The sequence below is a fragment of the Bradyrhizobium sp. 191 genome, assembly GCF_023100985.1.
Classification (GTDB): Bacteria; Pseudomonadota; Alphaproteobacteria; order Rhizobiales; family Xanthobacteraceae; genus Bradyrhizobium; species Bradyrhizobium diversitatis.
In genome coordinates this window covers 3,654,425-3,670,456 of sequence record NZ_CP064692.1, presented here as the reverse complement: position 1 = coordinate 3,670,456, position 16,032 = coordinate 3,654,425, and the positions used below count along the sequence as shown (strand labels likewise).

The 16,032-nt window shown below is 63.6% G+C and carries 20 protein-coding genes and 1 tRNA gene; 12 read left to right on the top strand and 9 right to left on the bottom strand.

What is annotated here, in order from left to right; all coding sequences use genetic code 11:
- Nucleotides 1–72 precede the first annotated feature (72 nt).
- Nucleotides 73–705 (top strand): LysE family translocator, encoded by a 633-nt coding sequence (locus tag IVB23_RS17015; RefSeq protein WP_061879241.1) that lies wholly within the window; start codon nucleotides 73–75, stop codon nucleotides 703–705.
- A gap of 2 nt (nucleotides 706–707) precedes the next feature.
- Here IVB23_RS17015 and IVB23_RS17010 read toward each other — a convergent pair whose 3' ends face one another.
- Nucleotides 708–1,739: an alpha/beta fold hydrolase gene (locus tag IVB23_RS17010; RefSeq protein ID WP_247804393.1), complete on the bottom strand. Its 1,032-nt coding sequence runs from the start codon at nucleotides 1,737–1,739 to the stop codon at nucleotides 708–710.
- A 208-nt stretch (nucleotides 1,740–1,947) separates the two neighbouring features.
- On the opposite strand from IVB23_RS17010, the gene IVB23_RS17005 reads away from it, so the two are divergent.
- Entirely contained in the window at nucleotides 1,948–2,835 is an 888-nt protein-coding gene (locus tag IVB23_RS17005; protein ID WP_247804392.1) for a LysR family transcriptional regulator, read from the top strand.
- Here the strand turns inward: IVB23_RS17005 and IVB23_RS17000 are convergent.
- Nucleotides 2,832–3,584 carry a sulfite exporter TauE/SafE family protein gene (locus IVB23_RS17000; protein ID WP_247804391.1) on the bottom strand — a complete coding sequence of 251 codons (753 nt, stop codon included), beginning with the start codon at nucleotides 3,582–3,584 and terminating at the stop codon, nucleotides 2,832–2,834. The genes IVB23_RS17005 and IVB23_RS17000 overlap by 4 nt on opposite strands.
- Before the next feature lie 88 nt (nucleotides 3,585–3,672).
- Between IVB23_RS17000 and IVB23_RS16995 the strand changes: the two genes are divergently transcribed.
- Nucleotides 3,673–4,563, top strand: coding sequence for a LysR substrate-binding domain-containing protein (locus IVB23_RS16995; protein WP_197966057.1), 891 nt, complete (start codon nucleotides 3,673–3,675; stop codon nucleotides 4,561–4,563).
- A gap of 46 nt (nucleotides 4,564–4,609) precedes the next feature.
- Here the strand turns inward: IVB23_RS16995 and hisN are convergent, their stop codons facing one another.
- Nucleotides 4,610–5,392: a histidinol-phosphatase gene (gene hisN, locus IVB23_RS16990; RefSeq protein ID WP_061879246.1), complete on the bottom strand. Its 783-nt coding sequence runs from the start codon at nucleotides 5,390–5,392 to the stop codon at nucleotides 4,610–4,612.
- A 24-nt stretch (nucleotides 5,393–5,416) separates the two neighbouring features.
- Between hisN and IVB23_RS16985 the strand changes: the two genes are divergently transcribed.
- A complete protein-coding gene (locus IVB23_RS16985) occupies nucleotides 5,417–5,629 on the top strand; it encodes a hypothetical protein (RefSeq protein WP_247804390.1) in 213 nt (70 codons plus the stop codon).
- A gap of 280 nt (nucleotides 5,630–5,909) precedes the next feature.
- On the opposite strand, the gene IVB23_RS16980 is transcribed toward IVB23_RS16985, so the two are convergent.
- The gene (locus IVB23_RS16980) at nucleotides 5,910–6,800 is read right to left on the bottom strand and encodes an N-formylglutamate amidohydrolase (RefSeq protein WP_061879247.1); all 891 of its coding nucleotides are present in this window, start codon (nucleotides 6,798–6,800) and stop codon (nucleotides 5,910–5,912) included.
- A 348-nt stretch (nucleotides 6,801–7,148) separates the two neighbouring features.
- On the opposite strand from IVB23_RS16980, the gene IVB23_RS16975 reads away from it, so the two are divergent.
- From IVB23_RS16975 to IVB23_RS16960, 4 genes are all read left to right on the top strand, one after another.
- Entirely contained in the window at nucleotides 7,149–7,508 is a 360-nt protein-coding gene (locus IVB23_RS16975) for a response regulator (protein WP_028179810.1), read from the top strand.
- Between the two features lie 69 nt (nucleotides 7,509–7,577).
- Nucleotides 7,578–7,652: transfer RNA gene (locus IVB23_RS16970), tRNA-Val, on the top strand.
- Nucleotides 7,653–7,883: 231 nt separating this feature from the next.
- Nucleotides 7,884–8,357 carry an L-2-amino-thiazoline-4-carboxylic acid hydrolase gene (locus IVB23_RS16965; protein ID WP_247804389.1) on the top strand — a complete coding sequence of 158 codons (474 nt, stop codon included), beginning with the start codon at nucleotides 7,884–7,886 and terminating at the stop codon, nucleotides 8,355–8,357.
- 35 nt (nucleotides 8,358–8,392) lie between these two features.
- Nucleotides 8,393–8,611 (top strand): hypothetical protein, encoded by a 219-nt coding sequence (locus IVB23_RS16960; protein WP_247804388.1) that lies wholly within the window; start codon nucleotides 8,393–8,395, stop codon nucleotides 8,609–8,611.
- Nucleotides 8,612–8,622: 11 nt separating this feature from the next.
- Here IVB23_RS16960 and IVB23_RS16955 read toward each other — a convergent pair whose 3' ends face one another.
- The 4 genes from IVB23_RS16955 to IVB23_RS16940 form a co-directional block, all read right to left on the bottom strand.
- Nucleotides 8,623–9,480, bottom strand: a complete 858-nt coding sequence (locus tag IVB23_RS16955; RefSeq protein WP_061879071.1) for a glyoxalase superfamily protein — start codon at nucleotides 9,478–9,480, stop codon at nucleotides 8,623–8,625.
- A gap of 169 nt (nucleotides 9,481–9,649) precedes the next feature.
- The gene (locus IVB23_RS16950; protein WP_247804387.1) at nucleotides 9,650–9,817 is read right to left on the bottom strand and encodes a hypothetical protein; all 168 of its coding nucleotides are present in this window, start codon (nucleotides 9,815–9,817) and stop codon (nucleotides 9,650–9,652) included.
- 172 nt (nucleotides 9,818–9,989) lie between these two features.
- Entirely contained in the window at nucleotides 9,990–11,534 is a 1,545-nt protein-coding gene (locus IVB23_RS16945) for a winged helix-turn-helix domain-containing protein (protein WP_247804386.1), read from the bottom strand.
- Nucleotides 11,535–11,542: 8 nt separating this feature from the next.
- Nucleotides 11,543–11,863: a response regulator gene (locus IVB23_RS16940; RefSeq protein ID WP_246515355.1), complete on the bottom strand. Its 321-nt coding sequence runs from the start codon at nucleotides 11,861–11,863 to the stop codon at nucleotides 11,543–11,545.
- Nucleotides 11,864–12,211: 348 nt separating this feature from the next.
- On the opposite strand from IVB23_RS16940, the gene IVB23_RS16935 reads away from it, so the two are divergent.
- The 4 genes from IVB23_RS16935 (at nucleotide 12,212) to IVB23_RS16920 (ending at nucleotide 15,366) form a co-directional block, all read left to right on the top strand.
- Nucleotides 12,212–13,606, top strand: a complete 1,395-nt coding sequence (locus IVB23_RS16935) for an ATP-binding protein (protein ID WP_197966060.1) — start codon at nucleotides 12,212–12,214, stop codon at nucleotides 13,604–13,606.
- Nucleotides 13,603–14,253: a response regulator gene (locus IVB23_RS16930; RefSeq protein WP_061879068.1), complete on the top strand. Its 651-nt coding sequence runs from the start codon at nucleotides 13,603–13,605 to the stop codon at nucleotides 14,251–14,253. The genes IVB23_RS16935 and IVB23_RS16930 overlap by 4 nt, the downstream gene beginning before the upstream one ends.
- 388 nt (nucleotides 14,254–14,641) lie before the next feature.
- The gene (locus IVB23_RS16925; protein WP_247804384.1) at nucleotides 14,642–15,115 is read left to right on the top strand and encodes an L-2-amino-thiazoline-4-carboxylic acid hydrolase; all 474 of its coding nucleotides are present in this window, start codon (nucleotides 14,642–14,644) and stop codon (nucleotides 15,113–15,115) included.
- 8 nt (nucleotides 15,116–15,123) lie between these two features.
- Complete coding sequence (locus tag IVB23_RS16920; protein ID WP_061879066.1) at nucleotides 15,124–15,366, top strand: hypothetical protein; 243 nt, start codon at nucleotides 15,124–15,126, stop codon at nucleotides 15,364–15,366.
- 157 nt (nucleotides 15,367–15,523) lie between these two features.
- Here the strand turns inward: IVB23_RS16920 and IVB23_RS16915 are convergent, their stop codons facing one another.
- Nucleotides 15,524–15,997 carry an NUDIX hydrolase gene (locus tag IVB23_RS16915; protein ID WP_061879065.1) on the bottom strand — a complete coding sequence of 158 codons (474 nt, stop codon included), beginning with the start codon at nucleotides 15,995–15,997 and terminating at the stop codon, nucleotides 15,524–15,526.
- Nucleotides 15,998–16,032 lie beyond the last annotated feature (35 nt).

Sequence of the window (16,032 nt, the reverse complement as noted above, 5' to 3'; positions counted from 1 at the left end):
CCGGCGGTGGACGGGGATGGGCGAACCGACTATGCGGAACCAATACGCCCGGACGGGCGGCGGGGACCTTGCATGTTGGGCATTCACGAGATCGGCCTTTTCATCCTGTCGGGCGTGCTGCTCAACATCACGCCGGGGCCGGATTCGGCCTATGTGATCGGCCGCAGCATGCAAATGGGCTGGCGGGGCGGCGCCGCTGCCGCCTTGGGCATCAGTTGCGGCTGTTTTGTCCATGTCGCGGGCGCGGCGATTGGGCTTTCGGCGCTGCTGATGGCCTCGTCGACCGCCTTCTCGATCCTGAAGCTGGTCGGCGCGGCCTATCTCGTCGTGACCGGGCTCCAGATGCTGTTGTCGCGCCCGGTGCCGGCGTCGGCGATCGACGAGCCGGTGCGGAGCTCATTGCGGCGGGTCTTCCTCCAGGGCGTCTTCACCAACGCGCTCAATCCCAAGGTCGCGCTGTTCTTCCTGGCCTTCCTGCCGCAATTCGTCGCAGCCGACGCGCAGCACAAGCCGCTCGCCTTCCTGACGCTCGGCCTCATCTTCATTTCGACGGGGACGTTGTGGTGCCTGGTGCTGGCCGCGTTCGCGGCCAAGGCCGCGCACCGGCTGCGGCAATCCGAGGGCGCCATCGCCTGGGTCAATCGCGCGCTTGGCGGCCTCTTCATCTATCTCGGCGTCCGCGTCGCCATGCTGGAGACGCGGTAAGCCTATCTGTCACCTGAGGGCACGTCCGTCCCGTCCATGAACGACACGATCTCCTCGATCAAACGGCGGCGGCCGCGTGCGGGCCGATCGTCGAACACGTAATGTGTGGCGCCGACCAGCGTGACGAAGCGCTTGCGGGCTGCGCCGGTCAGCTCGCGCTCCAGCGCGGCACTGTCCGCGGGGCGTGACCAGAAATCGAGCTCGCTGCGAATGACGAGCACGGCGGCGCGCAGGTCGGCAGCGTCCCAGTACTTGCGACCATGCGCCATTTCGAAGGCTTCGCGCCGGTACGCCGTCGGTATGCGAACGCTCCGCGGCTCGCGGCTCCCGCTTGTTGGATCGCTGGCGATCGTCTCGTTGACATAGGCCTCGGCGACGGCGGGATCGCGCCATTCGGTCTTGTCCGGCGTGGGGATGCTCGTGTCCCAGCGGGCGAGCAGTCTGCTCGCATCGGCGAGCGCATAAGCTCCGCTCGCGCGGAAGCGGCCGGGAAATTTGGGGTCTGCGAATACCTCGCCAAACGGCCAGGGCGCATCGACGCCATAGATGGTGTTGAGAAGGACGAGGTGACTCACCTTGTCCGGGTGTCGCGCCGCGTAGAACGCACTCCAGTGGCCGCCGCTCGCCCAGCCGAAGAGTGCAACGCGCGAAGTATGTGTCCTCATCCTGATCGCGTCCACGACTGCTGCAATGTCCGTCGCGGCAGCATCGACAGCGACGGCAGGTGGATTCGCGTCGGCAGGCTGCTGCAATTCCGCCGGGCGCGTCGACCGGCCCCAGCCGCGAACATCCATGATGTACACCGTACGGCCAGCTCCCGCTGTCGCGAGGCTCTCCGCAAAGGAATATCCCGGCACGGGAAGATCGAAGGAGCCGATGCCGCCAGGCCCGCCGCCGTGGACCAGCAGCAGTGGTGAGGCGGCGGTGCCAGGTGCCTTGGCGCGGATTTCGCGCACGAAGATGGAAATGCCTGGGGCGCTTTCGACCTGGAAGTCTTCCCGTTCGACCGTGCTGGCCGCAACTGCGCATGTCATGAGCTGGCCCCATACAAGGAAGATTGGCGCAAGGAGATGAGCTGCTCGAGCTATCACCGCATGCCCTGGACGGCTCTGCCCGACACCTCGCTTGGCAAAGATTATGGGTTTGGACACCGCTTCTCTCCGGTTCGTCACACGCCGGAAGCTAGGCATCTCGTTCGACGTCGTCTAATATGAATGGCGACAATTTTCATATTGTGGTGATATGGATCTGCACCATCTCCGCCATGCGATTGCACTTGCCGACGAGCGCAATTTCAGCCGGGCGGCTGCCCGGCTTGGCATGGCGCAAGCGCCGCTGTCGCAATCGATCCAACGGCTGGAGAACTCGCTGGGCGTGAGGTTGTTCGAGCGTGGCCGCGGCGGCACACGTCTCACGGCGGCCGGCGAGGCCTTCGTCGGTGAGGCCCGGGTCGCCGTGGCAGCTGCGGACCGCGCCAAGAATCTCGCCCAGGCCGCAGCCGAACGCCGCGCGGTGGTGCGCATCGGTCTCGTCTCCCTCGCGCTGTGGGGACCGATTCCCTCATTGCTGAAGACGGCAAACGAAGCGGGCATTGCGATCCGTCTCGTTGAATTGGGCACCGACGATCAGCTGGCGCTTCTCGCCAAGGGCGAACTGGATGTCGCACTGGTCTCGCCGCCGTTTGCCGCGCCGCCGCGCCTGCGGACATTCGAGCTTGCCGCGGAAGAGCTCATGGCCGCGCTTCCCGCCAGCGATGTCGGTGACGACAAGCCGATCGGGATCGCGCAGCTTGCGCCGCGGCTGATATTGTTTCCGAGATCGCAGGGGCCCGTTCTTTACGATGCGATCCTTGCGCTGTTTCACTCCCGCGGGTTGTCACCAAGCGTCGTTCACGAGGCGTCACGGATGCCGACGATCCTGACCCTTGTTGCGACGGGTCTGGGCGCTGCGCTTGTACCGGCCGGCGTGTCCCGTCACATGCCCGTTCCCGGCGTCGCGTTTCGTCGGCTCGCCGAGGCACGCGCGGCGCCGAATTGGCCTCTGGCGCTCGTTCACCTGCCGCTGCCGTCCAAAGGCGATGCAGCTGAATTGATACGACGCTGGCGTCGGCGCCCGCCAGGAATCGGCTAGACCAATTCCTTCGCCAGCGCGCTGCCGGCGAGATAGAGGCCGAGCAGGATCATCGCGATCAGGAACCAGCGGCGAAACGCTTCCGCGGGCATCCGCGCCCGCACCGATTGGCCGATGAACATGCCGGCAAAGGCCATGGCGAGGCCCACGGCGCCGGGCACGACATTCGCGGGCGTCAACAATCCGACGGCGGTCAGGTTGAAGGCGAGCGCCAGCGTCGCCGTCGTGAAGAACACGCCGAGCGCCTGCACCAGCTCGTCCTTTTCCATGCCGATCGCCTGCATGAACGGCATCGAGGGGATCACCTGCACGCCGGTCGAGGCCGAGATCACGCCGGTGACGATTCCGACCACGCCACCGACCCATTTCTCGTTCTCGGGCGCGACGCGGAAGTGGAACTTGTTCAGGCCGATCACGGCGTAGATGACGAGGAGCACGCCGAGCACGATCGTGCCGTAGCGCGCATGCGGCCCGGTCAGCGCGCCGGCATTGAGCCAGCATCCGACCACGGTGCCGATCATCAGCGGCCACAGCCGCCTCAGGATGTCGCGCAGATGGGGGCCGACGAAGGTCTGCCAGATGTTGGTGATGATGGCGGGCACGATGACGATGGCGATGGCGCGGCTCGGGGCCATGCTCACCGCCAGCAGGCCCATGGACACCGTCGGCAGGCCGAGCCCGACCACGCCCTTGACGAATCCGGCGAGCAGGAAGACGGCGGCGATCACGATGAGAAGCGGGTCGATCATGTCGGCACATTGACCGAAGCTGCGATCCGGCACAATCTGGAGGTTACGGAGAGAGCCTTCGTCTGGAACGAAGGCTGGAGACACCGGCATGCGCTTCGATCTCGTCGACCTCCAGCTCTTCATCGCGGTCGCCGACCAGCGCAGCATCACGGGCGGTGCCGAGCGCTCGCACCTGGCGCTGGCCTCCGCCAGCGCGCGCATCAAGGGGCTCGAGGATGCGCTCGGCGTCGCACTGCTCAAGCGCGGACGCCGCGGCATCGAGCTGACCGCGGCCGGCGAGAGCCTGCTCGATCATGCCAGGCTGGTCATCCACCAGATCGACGCCATGCGCGGCGATCTTGCCGGCTTTGCCAGTGGTTTGCGCGCCAGCGTGCATTTCCTCGCCAACACGTCGGGCCTGTCGGAACATCTGCCGAAAGCGCTCGCCGGCTTCCTGCGCGCGCATCGCGACGTCGCCGTCGACATCGAGGAGCGCGAGAGCACCGATATCGCGGCGGCCATCACCGCAGGCGCCGCCGATCTCGGCTTCGCCGCCGAGCACGCGCTGCCCGAGCATATCGAGCGCTTCGTCTTCAGCGAGGACCGCCTGACACTGGTGACGTCGAAACGCGGCCCGTTCGCCGGCCGGCGCCAGATCGACTTTCAGGAGGCCGGGGCCTGCGACTTCGTCGGCCTGACCAGCGCCACCGCGCTGCAGGTGCACATTTCCAGGCACGCCGCGCGGCTCGGCCTGCGCCCGCATTTCCGCGCGCGCCTGCGTGATTTCGACGCGATCTGCCAGATGGTCGCCGCCGATGTCGGGGTTGCGCTCGTGCCCGAAGCGGCCGCGCGGCGCTGCGCCAGGACCATGCCGCTCGCCATGGTCCGCCTGCGCGATGCCTGGGCCAACCGCCGCCTCGTGATCTGCGCGCGCAGCTTCAAGGCGCTGCCGCGGCCGGCCAAGATGCTGGTCGAGCATTTGCGAGCAGAGGCGGCGTGAGGCAACTCAACTCCGCTGCATCCGTGGTGCGCACCTCTCCCGCTTGCTACTGGTTCAAAAGCTTCAACGCCTCCTCGTGAACCCGCGCGTCGCCGGCCGCGATGATGCGGCCGCCGCCCTGGGCCGGCTTGCCTTCCCAGGTGGTGACGACGCCGCCGGCGCCGGTCACGATCGGGATCAGCGCTGCGATGTCGTAGGGCTTCAGCTCGGTCTCGACCACGAGGTCGACGTGGCCGGCCGCCAGCATGCAGTAGGAGTAACAGTCGCCGCCATAGCGCGACAGCCGCGCGCCCTGCTCGATGCGGCCGAAGATGGCGCGGTCGCTCTCGTTCATCAGCAGGGGACTGGTGGTGTAGGTCGTGGCTTCCGACAGCGAGGCGCAGCGGCGGACCTGGAGCCGGCGCTCGCCGGAGGGCCCTTTATAATTGGCCGAACCGTTGTCGCCGGAGAAGCGCTCGCCGATGAAGGGCTGGTGCATCATGCCGTAGACCGGTGCGCCCTTGTGCAGCAGCGCGATCAGCGTACCCCAGATCGGAAAGCCGCCGATGAAGGATTTGGTGCCGTCGATGGGGTCGAGCACCCAGACATAGTCGGCATTGTCCTGCTCATTGCCGAATTCCTCGCCGACGATGCCGTGCTGAGGGAAATTGGCCCTGATCAGCCGCCGCATCACCGCCTCCGCGGCGCGGTCGGCCTCCGTCACGGGGTCGAAATCCTTGGTCTTGCTCTTGTCGTCGATCGACAAGGAGGTGCGGAAGAACGGCAGGATGGTTTCGCCGGAGGCGGTGGCGAGCCGTCCGATGAAGGCGGAGAAGTCGATCACCGTCACGGGAATCCTCGAAGCGAAGGTTGGATGAAGCTGGGCTCCTGCCTAGCTCAATTCCTCCCCCGCGTGCAGCGCTGTCTTGATTTGCTCCCTGGTATTTTGGATGCCGGGGCGCGCTGCCTCATCCCAGTCATCTGCTGGCCAAATATCGATCACGGAGTTGAAAACTTCGTTCCGAAGTTGCCTCGTTGGTATGCAAATGATTATCAACCCATTGAATTTCCTTATCAAAGAAACTGAATCTGGGTTTCTCTGGAAGCAACTGAGCCATGTGCGAATTGCATGGGAAATGGCTCAAAAGGCCTTGCACTTTGTGCGGCGCGGTCGCATATTGTTGCGGTGCGGTAGCGCTTGGCGTTACCGCTGCCCTCCTTGGGCGTTTCCTCCCTAGACTTGGGCCGCTTCTTCATCAGAAGCGGCCCTTTTTTCTGTGCGCCTCTTTTTGCTTCAAGGTGCGTAGCGAAGCGAGCGCGCTTTCGCCTCCAATCGCAGACGACATGATCGTGCGAAGAACGCCGGCCTATTCCGCTGCGGCCTGGAACGGGCCGAGATCGGCGAACGGAATCGTACTGGCCAGCACGTCGGCGAGAACGCCGAAGTCGGAGGCCACTTGCGCAAAGCGTGCGCTCCGCTCCCGCCGCCGCTCATCCATGTAGATCGCGCGGTTGAGCTCGAGCTGTACCGCGTGCAGGCCGCTTGCGGGATTGCCGTAATGTTCGGTGATGAAGCCGCCGGCATAGGGCTTGTTGCGGCCGATCGAATAGCCGAGGCCGGTCATCGTCTCCTCGACGCGATCTGAAAGCAGCGGCGTGCAGCTCGTGCCGTAGCGGTCGCCGATCACGACGTCGGGCCGTCGCGGCTCGTCCCTGCTGACACCGACCGAAGGCATCGAGTGGCAGTCGACCAGCACCACGGTGCCGAACATCTGGTGCACCTTGTTGATCAACCGGCGCAGCGCGCGGTGGTAGGGCTTGTACAGCGTCTCGATCCGGCCCAGCGCGTCGTCGACCAGGATACGCTCGCGGTAGATTTCCTGGCCGTCGCCTACCACGCGCGGAATGGTGCCGAGGCCGCCGGCGACGCGCATCGAGCGGGTGTTCGCAAAGCTCGGCAGCCGTCCGCTGAACATGCGGGGGTCGAGCTCATACGGCTCGCGATTGACGTCGACATAGGAGCGGGGAAAGTTGACCCTGACCGTCGGGAATCCACGGTCGCTCAGATGGCCGATCAGCTCGTCCATGAACGAGTCTTCCGACCGCCGCAGCGTCGGCAGGTCGATCCGCGATGCCGCCAGGAATTCGTCCGGATAGGTCGAGCCCGAATGGGGCGAGTTGAAGATGACAGGCGCGCGCCATTCGGCGGGCTCGAAGATCTCGAAGGCTGGCGACATGTCGCCGTCAAACCGGGTCATCTTCTCAAGCTTCGTCCCTTACTCAGGCTTCGCCCCCTTGGCGCCGCACGATCCGGAAAAGCTCCGGTCCAATGATTCGGCCGGTCAACGGCTCTTATGTGTCGTCATTGTCCGGAATCGCAACCATTCTGCCAAGCGAAAAGATGTGATGGACGCTGGAACATGTCTTAACCGTGCGGGCATCGTGGCGGGGACCAGCCGATTCGGCTCGATTGATTCGGAGCCCGTTCCGGTTCACAAGAGCCGGCAGCGCAGCCGGCCCAAGGTAAAGATTTTCACCCCAAATTTACCCTCTGTCGGGCTTAGTGACCTCTGCTGATATCCTCTGGGGATTCGACGTTTCCTGCCATGGCAAAAATCCTGCTCGCCGAAGACGACAACGACATGCGCCGTTTCCTGGTCAAGGCGCTGGAAAACGCCGGTTTCCAGGTCTCGTCCCATGACAACGGCATGGCCGCCTATCAGCGGCTGCGGGAAGAGCCGTTCGAGATGCTGCTCACCGACATCGTGATGCCGGAGATGGACGGCATCGAGCTCGCCCGCCGCGCCTCGGAACTCGATCCCGACATCAAGATCATGTTCATCACCGGCTTTGCCGCGGTCGCCCTGAACTCGGATTCGGACGCCCCCAAGAACGCCAAGGTGCTGTCCAAGCCTGTGCACCTGCGCGAATTGGTCAGCGAAGTGAACAAGATGCTGGCGGCCTAAATCGGCGCCGTTCCGTCCTTGCGCCGGGTCCCCTGAGCCGTTATAGGGACCCCACCGAAATGACCTTTAGGGCACGTAGCTCAGCGGGAGAGCACTACCTTGACATGGTAGGGGTCACAGGTTCGATCCCTGTCGTGCCCACCATCCTTCGCTTCGCGAGGCGAATGAAGGATGCCGCGCCGAAGCCCAACGGGCGAAGGCGGACAGGCCGCCGCGAGCTTCGGCTCGGCAAGCCCAAACAATTCAGCACTGCTAAGTGCCTACCCGGATCGAGCGAAACGCAATCCAGGGTGTATCCTTTCAGACGCCGTCCCGGATTACGCTTGCGCTCCAATCGGGCTACGCTCCGCATCGTCCCAGGCGCGAAGGTCGCCCATGACAGTATCCGTCATCGAACAGGCAAAGATCCAGGCGCAGGTGCTGGTGCCGCTGGTCAAGGCCTTGCAGGCCGAGCTCGGCGAGGCGCGCGCCAACGCGCTGGTGCGCAAGGCACTCGGCGATCTCTATCGCGGCTTCGGCGAGGAGTTCTGGAAGGCGAAGAACGAAGCCGATCTCGGCAAGGCCGTCTCGTCGGCCTTCAAAACCTATGCCCGCGACGATGCGCTCGCCTATGACGTGATCGAACAGACGGCGGACACCTTCGTGTTCGACGTGACGCGCTGCGCCTATGCCGAGTTCTACAAGGCGCTCGGCGAGCCCGAGCTCGGCTTCCTCCTGATCTGTACGGCGGACTTTGCGACCGCGGACGGGTTCGGCCCCGACGTCAGGCTCACGCGCACGCAGACGATCATGCAGGGCGCCTCTCATTGCGACTTCCGTTACAAGCGCGATGCGGGCGGATCGCGATGAAGGGAATGCGAGCGATGCGGGCGATCTGTGTTGCGATGGCGATGCTGGCGCTGATCGCGTCGTGCGCTGACGCCGCCGTCCACTGGCAAGCCGAACTCCAGCGCTGCCGGAGCTTGCGCGAAAACGTGGTGCCGCTGCTTCAGGCCGGCGAGGGGATATCCGCCGTCGGCCGATCCAACAGGTCCGTCCGTCGCTGCATCTGGATCCAGCGGAAGGCGGTGCGGAAGAAAATTCCGGGCGCGGAAGCGTGGTAGCCTGACCGAGGTTATGGCCCTGGCGTGACGAAAGCCGAGATGATCGTGCCATCGCTGCCAAGCGCGATGTGCCAGTGCGACGCGGCGCTACCCTGGTGCCAGACAGAATAGACGTCCTGTCCTTGCGCGCTCACGCCGAGGAAATCGATCGACGTGATCGGACCCATTTCGGAAAGGCCGGGCTGCAAGCGCGGCAATTGCTTGCGGGTCGCCTCAGCCAAATCCGCACTCATCTCGCCATAATTGGGCTGGCCCGATGCGACGCTTTCGATGAGACGGCGAAGCGCGGACGCGGTCCCGGGATTGGCGGACCGGGCGCTCATGCGAGTCTCGATCGCGCGCTGGAGTTCTTGCGCCACGGTCGCGTCGATGCGCCGCATGGTGTGATCATTGCCGTGCTGGCGCAGGATCACGGCCGTCGGCATCCCATCTGCCCCGAGGGCAAACCGAAGTTCAACATCGATCCCCCGCCCGACGAATTCGGTTTCGCCCACCGCGTAATAGTGCGCCGAGCTTTGACCGCTGAGCCGTCCCGATAGATGGTCCTGGTCACACGTCACTGTGAAGACGGCGCTATGGAATTGGTATGTTCCGGCATAACGATCCAGCACCGCCCGCGGTAACTGAATCTCTTTGGCTCTCGACCGGAGCTGATCCGCAGCGTCGGCCTTGTTGCTTCCCTCGTTGCTCCGGCCCGAGCCGGCTTGCTCCGCGGCGCGGATTCGAGCGGCTAGGACATTCCAGTCGGCCAACCCGAATATCCTGGCGACGAGCTCGAGGCTCTCACTGACGGTGAGGGAGACCGAACGGGCGTTCAGGGTTTCGCGGAGCGTCTGCGCCATGGCTTTGGCGTCGCGGAAATCGCGCATACTTCCTTCCTTTGCAGTATGAACGGAGAATGTCAGGGCTTGCGTTACTGACCCGTTCGCGTGAGCAAAGGAAGCGGGCGGCGGTCCGATACACTTCACCATACCCCGAAGGGCGCAAGCGGCAGGCGGTATCTACCTGAGAAAATTTTGCTTGAGAGCGTCGTGCTTGTCAACCGACGTCTCGACAAGCAGCATCACGCATCACTCTTTTGATGCAGGGATGCGTAGAAGCATCCAGACGCTGGTTGGCTGTTCTCCGGCAGGAGCAGCAACCCTTCAGACCGGTCGGATAGAGGCTCGAGCCGCCGTCCACGGCGAGATCGAACCAGCGGGCCATGATCTCTTCTCCGTCATCCTTGCGAAATCATCGATCTCGTCTCCGGCTTCGCAGCACGAAGGGATGATGACCGGCATCGGCAACCGCGCCAACGCACGACCTGCGCGCACTTTCAGCGGCGCGAACTCTATTCAACTTTCTTTGGAACGTTGGTCAACGACGAGATCGAGCGCTACTTGTTCGGCGACATGGATGCCAAGGGCGCCCAGGATGTTCGGCGCGGTTCCTTCAAGCTCACGGCTGTGTCGCGTCTTTCAAGCGCATAGCTTCGGATCGAGTTGAGCAATCGATATCGCGCGAGACCCTCGCCGGCTTCGATCAATGACTTCGTGACCAACTTGTCGATGACAAGCAGATCATCGAAGGGAGTCAGCAAGACCTGACGAGCAGCCTCGCAGGCTGCATCGAGCGTAAAGGACTCCCTGTAAGCGGACAGATGGTGCAGCACTGCCTTCTCGTCTTCGTCAAGCAGGTTGTAGCTCCAGTCGATCGATGCAGCCATCGTCTGGTGACGCGGCAACGCCGTTCGGTGACCCTGCCAGAACAGCCAGGTATTCGTCTCAAGAGAGCCGACGATCTGCGAGAGGCCAAGCGTCGGCACGCGCGTTGCCGCCAGGTTGATGGCAAGTGCCAGTCCGTCCAGTCTGCGGCAAATCTTCGCAACGATCTGTGCGTCGGATTCCGTCAACTCAAACTGGTGTCCGCTCGCTGCGACCTTGTTGATGAACAGGTTGAGTGCTGGATGGGAAAAAAGCCGCTCGGCCGATTGTTCATCTTCGATCGATGGACACTCAAGACCCGAAAGCCGGTACACGTGCTCGCCGTCGGCCTGGAGTGTCTCCCTGCTCGTCGCAAGGACACGTATCTCGGGGGCTTCTCGTAGAATTTTCTCAATTAACGTTGCGGCAGCATCGATCAAATGTTCGCAGCTATCGAAGATCAGCAGCATGCGTCGATCGCGTACAAATTCGAGCATGGCTGCATTCGGATCGCTCGACGGGGCGGTTAGTCCGAAAGAAGATGCCAACGCGACCGGCAGAAGATGCGGCTCGGTGATCTTTGCAAGATCGAGAAAATGAATGTCGCCCTGGAAGGATGCAAGCTGGTCGTGAGCGACAGCAATGGCGGCTGTTGTCTTTCCGACACCTCCCGGTCCGTGAACGGTGACGAATCGCGTCGTTCTCAGCAGGTCCGAGACCTTGCGCACGTCGTTGTCGCGGCCGACCATTCGGGCCAGCGGCATCGGAAGCCGTTGTGCCTGACCCCGCTCCGTGCCCCGCGCGAGCGCGCCAGTGGATTCGAAGTGGCCGGTGGTCGCGACAAGGCAATAACCCCGGCCGGCTACTGTCTTGATGTAGCGCGCACCGCCAATTCCGTCGCCCAGCGCCTTGCGCAGCCCGACGACCTGCACCCTTAATCCGCCTTCCTCGATGTTGATGCCGGGCCAGACGCGGGCAAGGAGCTCGTTCTTGCCGACGACCTCACCCTGTCGTTCCGCCAGCAAGATCAGGATTTCGAGCGAGCGGTTGCCGATTGGGAGCGCGTTGCCGTCCTTGAGCAGGAGCCGCTGACGGGGAAAAAGCCGGTACGGACCAAAAGCGAAGAAGCTCTCTGCCGCGCTGCCTTGTGCCGGCGCATTCGCCTGGGTCGCCCGCGGCAACGTATTGGGAGGGCCTACCGCCGAAACCTCCTGGGTTATGACGGTGTCCGCGGTCATGGCATGCCCTACATGGTCTGCTTGCCGAGGGCGGATTCGATACAACCGAGCAGATCGTCTCGTCCGAATGGCTTGGACAGGAAACAAACTCCGCCGGCGCGCAGGGCTCTATCGCGAACGCGCTTGTCCGGAAAGGCCGTCACGAAAATGGTCGGAATCCTGCGGCCGGAGGCAGTCAGCTTGCCGTGCAGTTCAAGTCCGCTCATATCGGGCATCTGGACATCCAGGATCAGGCAGGAAGTATCGGGCAGCTTGTCGGATTTCAGAAAGTCGTCGGCCGATTCAAACGTGACAGGCGTGTATCCGAACGATTCAACCATGCCGCCCATGGCGACCCGCACCGATTCGTCATCGTCCACGATTGCGATCAAGGGTTCATCGTTCAAGATGCTCTCCTATCGTCCCAGATTGACGGGAAACGGAAGGGGTGACCATTGGCGGAGGCGGCACTCTAGGTGCCGAATTCGTTGCCCGAATTAACCAAGGAGTCGCGGATACTATCGTTTCGTTTAGGTGCGTTGCCGCATTTCACGGCTTTTGCTAGTAAAGTGAGGCGGGCATAGGACGCCTGAAATCGGAGAGCGCCACCTAGGCTCCGATCGCCTTCAAATGGTCAGCGCGGATCGATGAACCAGCCCGTTTCCAGACATGACCGCGTCCTCCCCACAATCGGTATCATGGCTCTCGCGGCTGGCATTTTCGCCGTCGACGTTCTTACGCCGCTCGAAGTGTCGGTCAGCATCCTCTACGTGTTTGTCGTGCTTGTCGTCTCGTCCATCTACGGCCGGACCGGCATCTTGGTCGCCGGGCTGGCTTGCGAGGCATTGACTCTGATCGCGCATCCGTTTTCGCCGGGCGATCCCTGGTCGCATTGGCCGCTGATCGACCGCGTCATCGGTGCTGTCGGCATTGCCATGTCGACCTTGCTGGTGATGCGCAACCAGTCCACGATGGACGCGCTTCAAAGGAGCGAAGCCTTCCTCGCGGAAGCGCAGCAATTGGGCCGCACAGGCAGCGTCGGCTGGCGCGATCCTCGGGGCGAACAGTACTGGTCGCGGGAGACATGGCGCATCTATCGATATGAACCGGGCCAAACGGCGCCCACTCTCGCTGCCATGCTTGCGCGCACGCATCCGGACGACCAAAGGCTGCTTGAGCAGACCATCGAAAAGGCTTTCCGGGAGCAGACAGACTTTGCACTTGAGCATCGGCTGTCGATGCCCGACGGTGAAACTCGCTATGTCCGGATTGTCACCCGCATTGCCAGGGAGTGGGCGGGCGAGGCGGGTTTCGTCGGCGCGGTCATGGATATCACCGCTGCCAGGCGCGCTGCCGACGAACTACAGCGCGCCCAGTCCGACCTCGCCCGCGTAACGCGGGCCACGACCATGGGTCAGCTCGCGGCATCGATCGCACACGAGATCAATCAGCCGCTCACCGGCGTCGTCACCAACGGGCACACCGTGTTGCACTGGCTCAATGAGAGGACGCTGAACCTGGACAAGGCCCGCACGACGGCGGAACGCGTGTTGCGGGATGGTGAGCGCGCGAGCGGTGTCATCCGGCGCATCCAGGGGCTGTTGATGAAGGCGCCGCCGCAGGCCACCGACGTCGACCTCAACGAGTTGATTGGCGGCGTCCTCGACCTGCTGCAAACCGAACTGCGGCTGCGCGATGTGGCGGTGCAGACCCAGCTTGCGCCGGCGCTACCGGCCTTTCTCGGCGATTCCGTCCAGCTTCAGCAGGTTGTCCTCAATCTCGTCATCAATGGAGCGGACGCCATGTCGGAGGTGACCGGCCGACCAAAGGTGCTGGTCGTCGGTTCGCGCGAAGGGGCCGATGGCGAGGGGGTGGTGTTCGTGCGTGACAGCGGCATTGGTCTCGACCGGGAGACGGTGGACAAGATCTTCAGTCCCTTCTTCACGACCAAGGCCAAGGGGATGGGAATGGGATTGACGATTTGCCGCTCCATCATCGAAGCGCATGGTGGACGGCTATGGGCTTCACCCGCGGAACCACACGGCGCGCTATTCCAGTTCATCCTGCCGAACAAGGCGCAGGTCGACCTATGAACGAGGAATCCCCTATCGTCGCGGTCATTGATGACGACGTGTCGGTGCGTGAGTCCATCGAGGGACTGCTGGAGACGGCTGCGCTTCGCGTCGAGCTGTACGCCTCGCCGCGCGAATATCTGCAGGCCAAGCGCAAGGACAATCCGAGCTGCATCATTCTTGACGTCCGCCTGCCCGGTTCGAGCGGATTAGATTTTCAGCGCGAGATGACCGCGGCCGGTATCCGGGCGCCGATCATCTTCGTTACGGGCTATGCCGACGTCCATATGTCCGTCCAGGCCATGAAGGCGGGCGCGGTCGAGTTTCTCACCAAACCCTATCGCGATCAGGATCTGCTGGAAGCGGTGCTGTCGGCCATCGACAAGGACCGGCAGCGTCGGGCGAACGACCGCACTCTGACCGATATCAGGCAGCGCTTCGAAGCGCTGACATCCCGAGAACGCCAGGTGATGGCGCTGACGATCTCCGGCCTGCAGACCAAGCAGATCGCTGGCGCTGCCGGCATACGCGAGGTCACGGTACGGGTGCATCGGCGCGAAATCATGCGGAAGATGAATGCGCGATCTCTGGCTGATCTTGTGAAAATGGGGGAGGCACTCCGGAGCAGGGGTGTCACGCTTGACCCTCATGCCCCGCCCGATGACTAACGCCGTCCAGTTTGCGCACGGAGGCGATCCGAGCAGCCTTGTTCTGTGGGAAGTCATATGAGAGGGCCGATGATCGAGACGGTCCCGAAATCGCGGCAATGCCGGCGACACCTTCCTTGACATGGTAGGGGCACAGGTTCGATCCCTGTCGTGCCCACCACGCTTCGCCTTCGGCTTCGCGTGGCACAGCCGGAATGATTGCGGCGATGCGTGTCCGGCGTAGCCTAGAGGGCGTAGACCGACTGGTGCGGCCTGTTCGGTATCCATAGGAACGTCCCGTAGCCTGGATGGAGCGCAGCGCAACCCGCGGTTTGCTCCCTGCCGTTTTCCCGGTTTACGCTGTGCATTCGATCCTGGCTAAGATGCAGCCTTCCACGCGAGGCCGCCCATGACCGTGCCCGTCATCGAACAGGCCAAGATCCAGGCGCAGGTGCTGGTGCCGCTGGTCAAGGCATTGCAGGCCGAGCTCGGCGAGCTGCGCGCCAACGCGCTGGTGCGCAAGGCGCTCGGCGATCTCTATCGCCGCTTCGGCGAGGAATTCTGGAAGGCCAAGAACGAGAGCGATCTCGGCAAGGCCGTGTCGTCGGCCTTCCGCACCTATGCCCGCGACGATGCGCTCGCTTATGACGTCATCGAGCATACGCATGACGCGTTCGCTTTCGACGTGACGCGCTGCGCCTATGCCGAATTCTACAAGGCGCTGGGCGAGCCGGAGCTCGGTTTCCTCCTGATCTGCACCGCGGACTTTGCCGCCGCAGAAGGTTTTGGTCCCGACATCAAGCTCACGCGCACGCAGACGATCATGCAAGGCGCCTCCCATTGCGACTTCCGCTACAAGCGCGACGGAGGCCGATCGCAGTGAGAGAAACGATGTGGGCGAGCTGTCTCGGCGTGGCAATGCTGACGCTGATGGCATCGCGCGCCGACGCCGCGATCGTGGACTGGCAGGCCGAGCTCCAGCGCTGCCGCAGCTTGCGCCGGAACGTGGCGCCGCTGCTTCAGGCCGGCGAGGGGATCTCCGCCATCGGCCGCTCCAACAGATCCATCCGCCGCTGCATCTGGATCCAACGGATGGCGATGCGGAAGAAAATTCCCGGCGCGGAGGTGTGGTAGCCTTGCGGGCCATGCGGTTGCCCCACATTCCTACGGACCGTCACCCTGAGGTGGCCGCTTCCTCAGCGGCCCTCGAAGGGCGACGGCCCGGCTGCATCCGGGCCGTTCATCCTTCGAGGCTCCCGGCGCGATGCTTTCGCATCGCGCCACTCGGGCCTCAAGATGACGGAACGTCGAGTTTGCTCCCGCGCAGCAAGTCCTTCAGCCCGGTCGGATAGAGCTCCGGTCCGCCGTCCAGGTCGAGATCGGCAAGATCGAACCAGCGCGCGACGATTTGTTCTCCGTTGTCCTCGCGGAAGTCGATGCGCTCCTGGCCGGCGAATGCGCCATCCGGAAACGCGACATCCGCGATGAACATCACCTCGTGCCCGGTCGATTCCTCGTGCACAAAGATGTTCTCCATCACCAGTGGTTCGCCCATGATGGTGACGTCGATGCGGAGCTCTTCGCTGAATTCCCGTACCAGCGCCGCCCGCCAGCTCTCGCCGAACTCGATCTCGCCGCCGAGCGGGCGCACGCCTTTCACCCGGCCGGCATCGTCGCGCACCTCGGCCGCCAGCAGCCGCCCGCCGCGCCAGTGCAGGCCGATCGCGACGACGCGGATGTGGGGGTGGGGGCGCCAAGTGGTCATAGCGGATCGTTAGTCCGTGTCGCACGCTTTCGCAA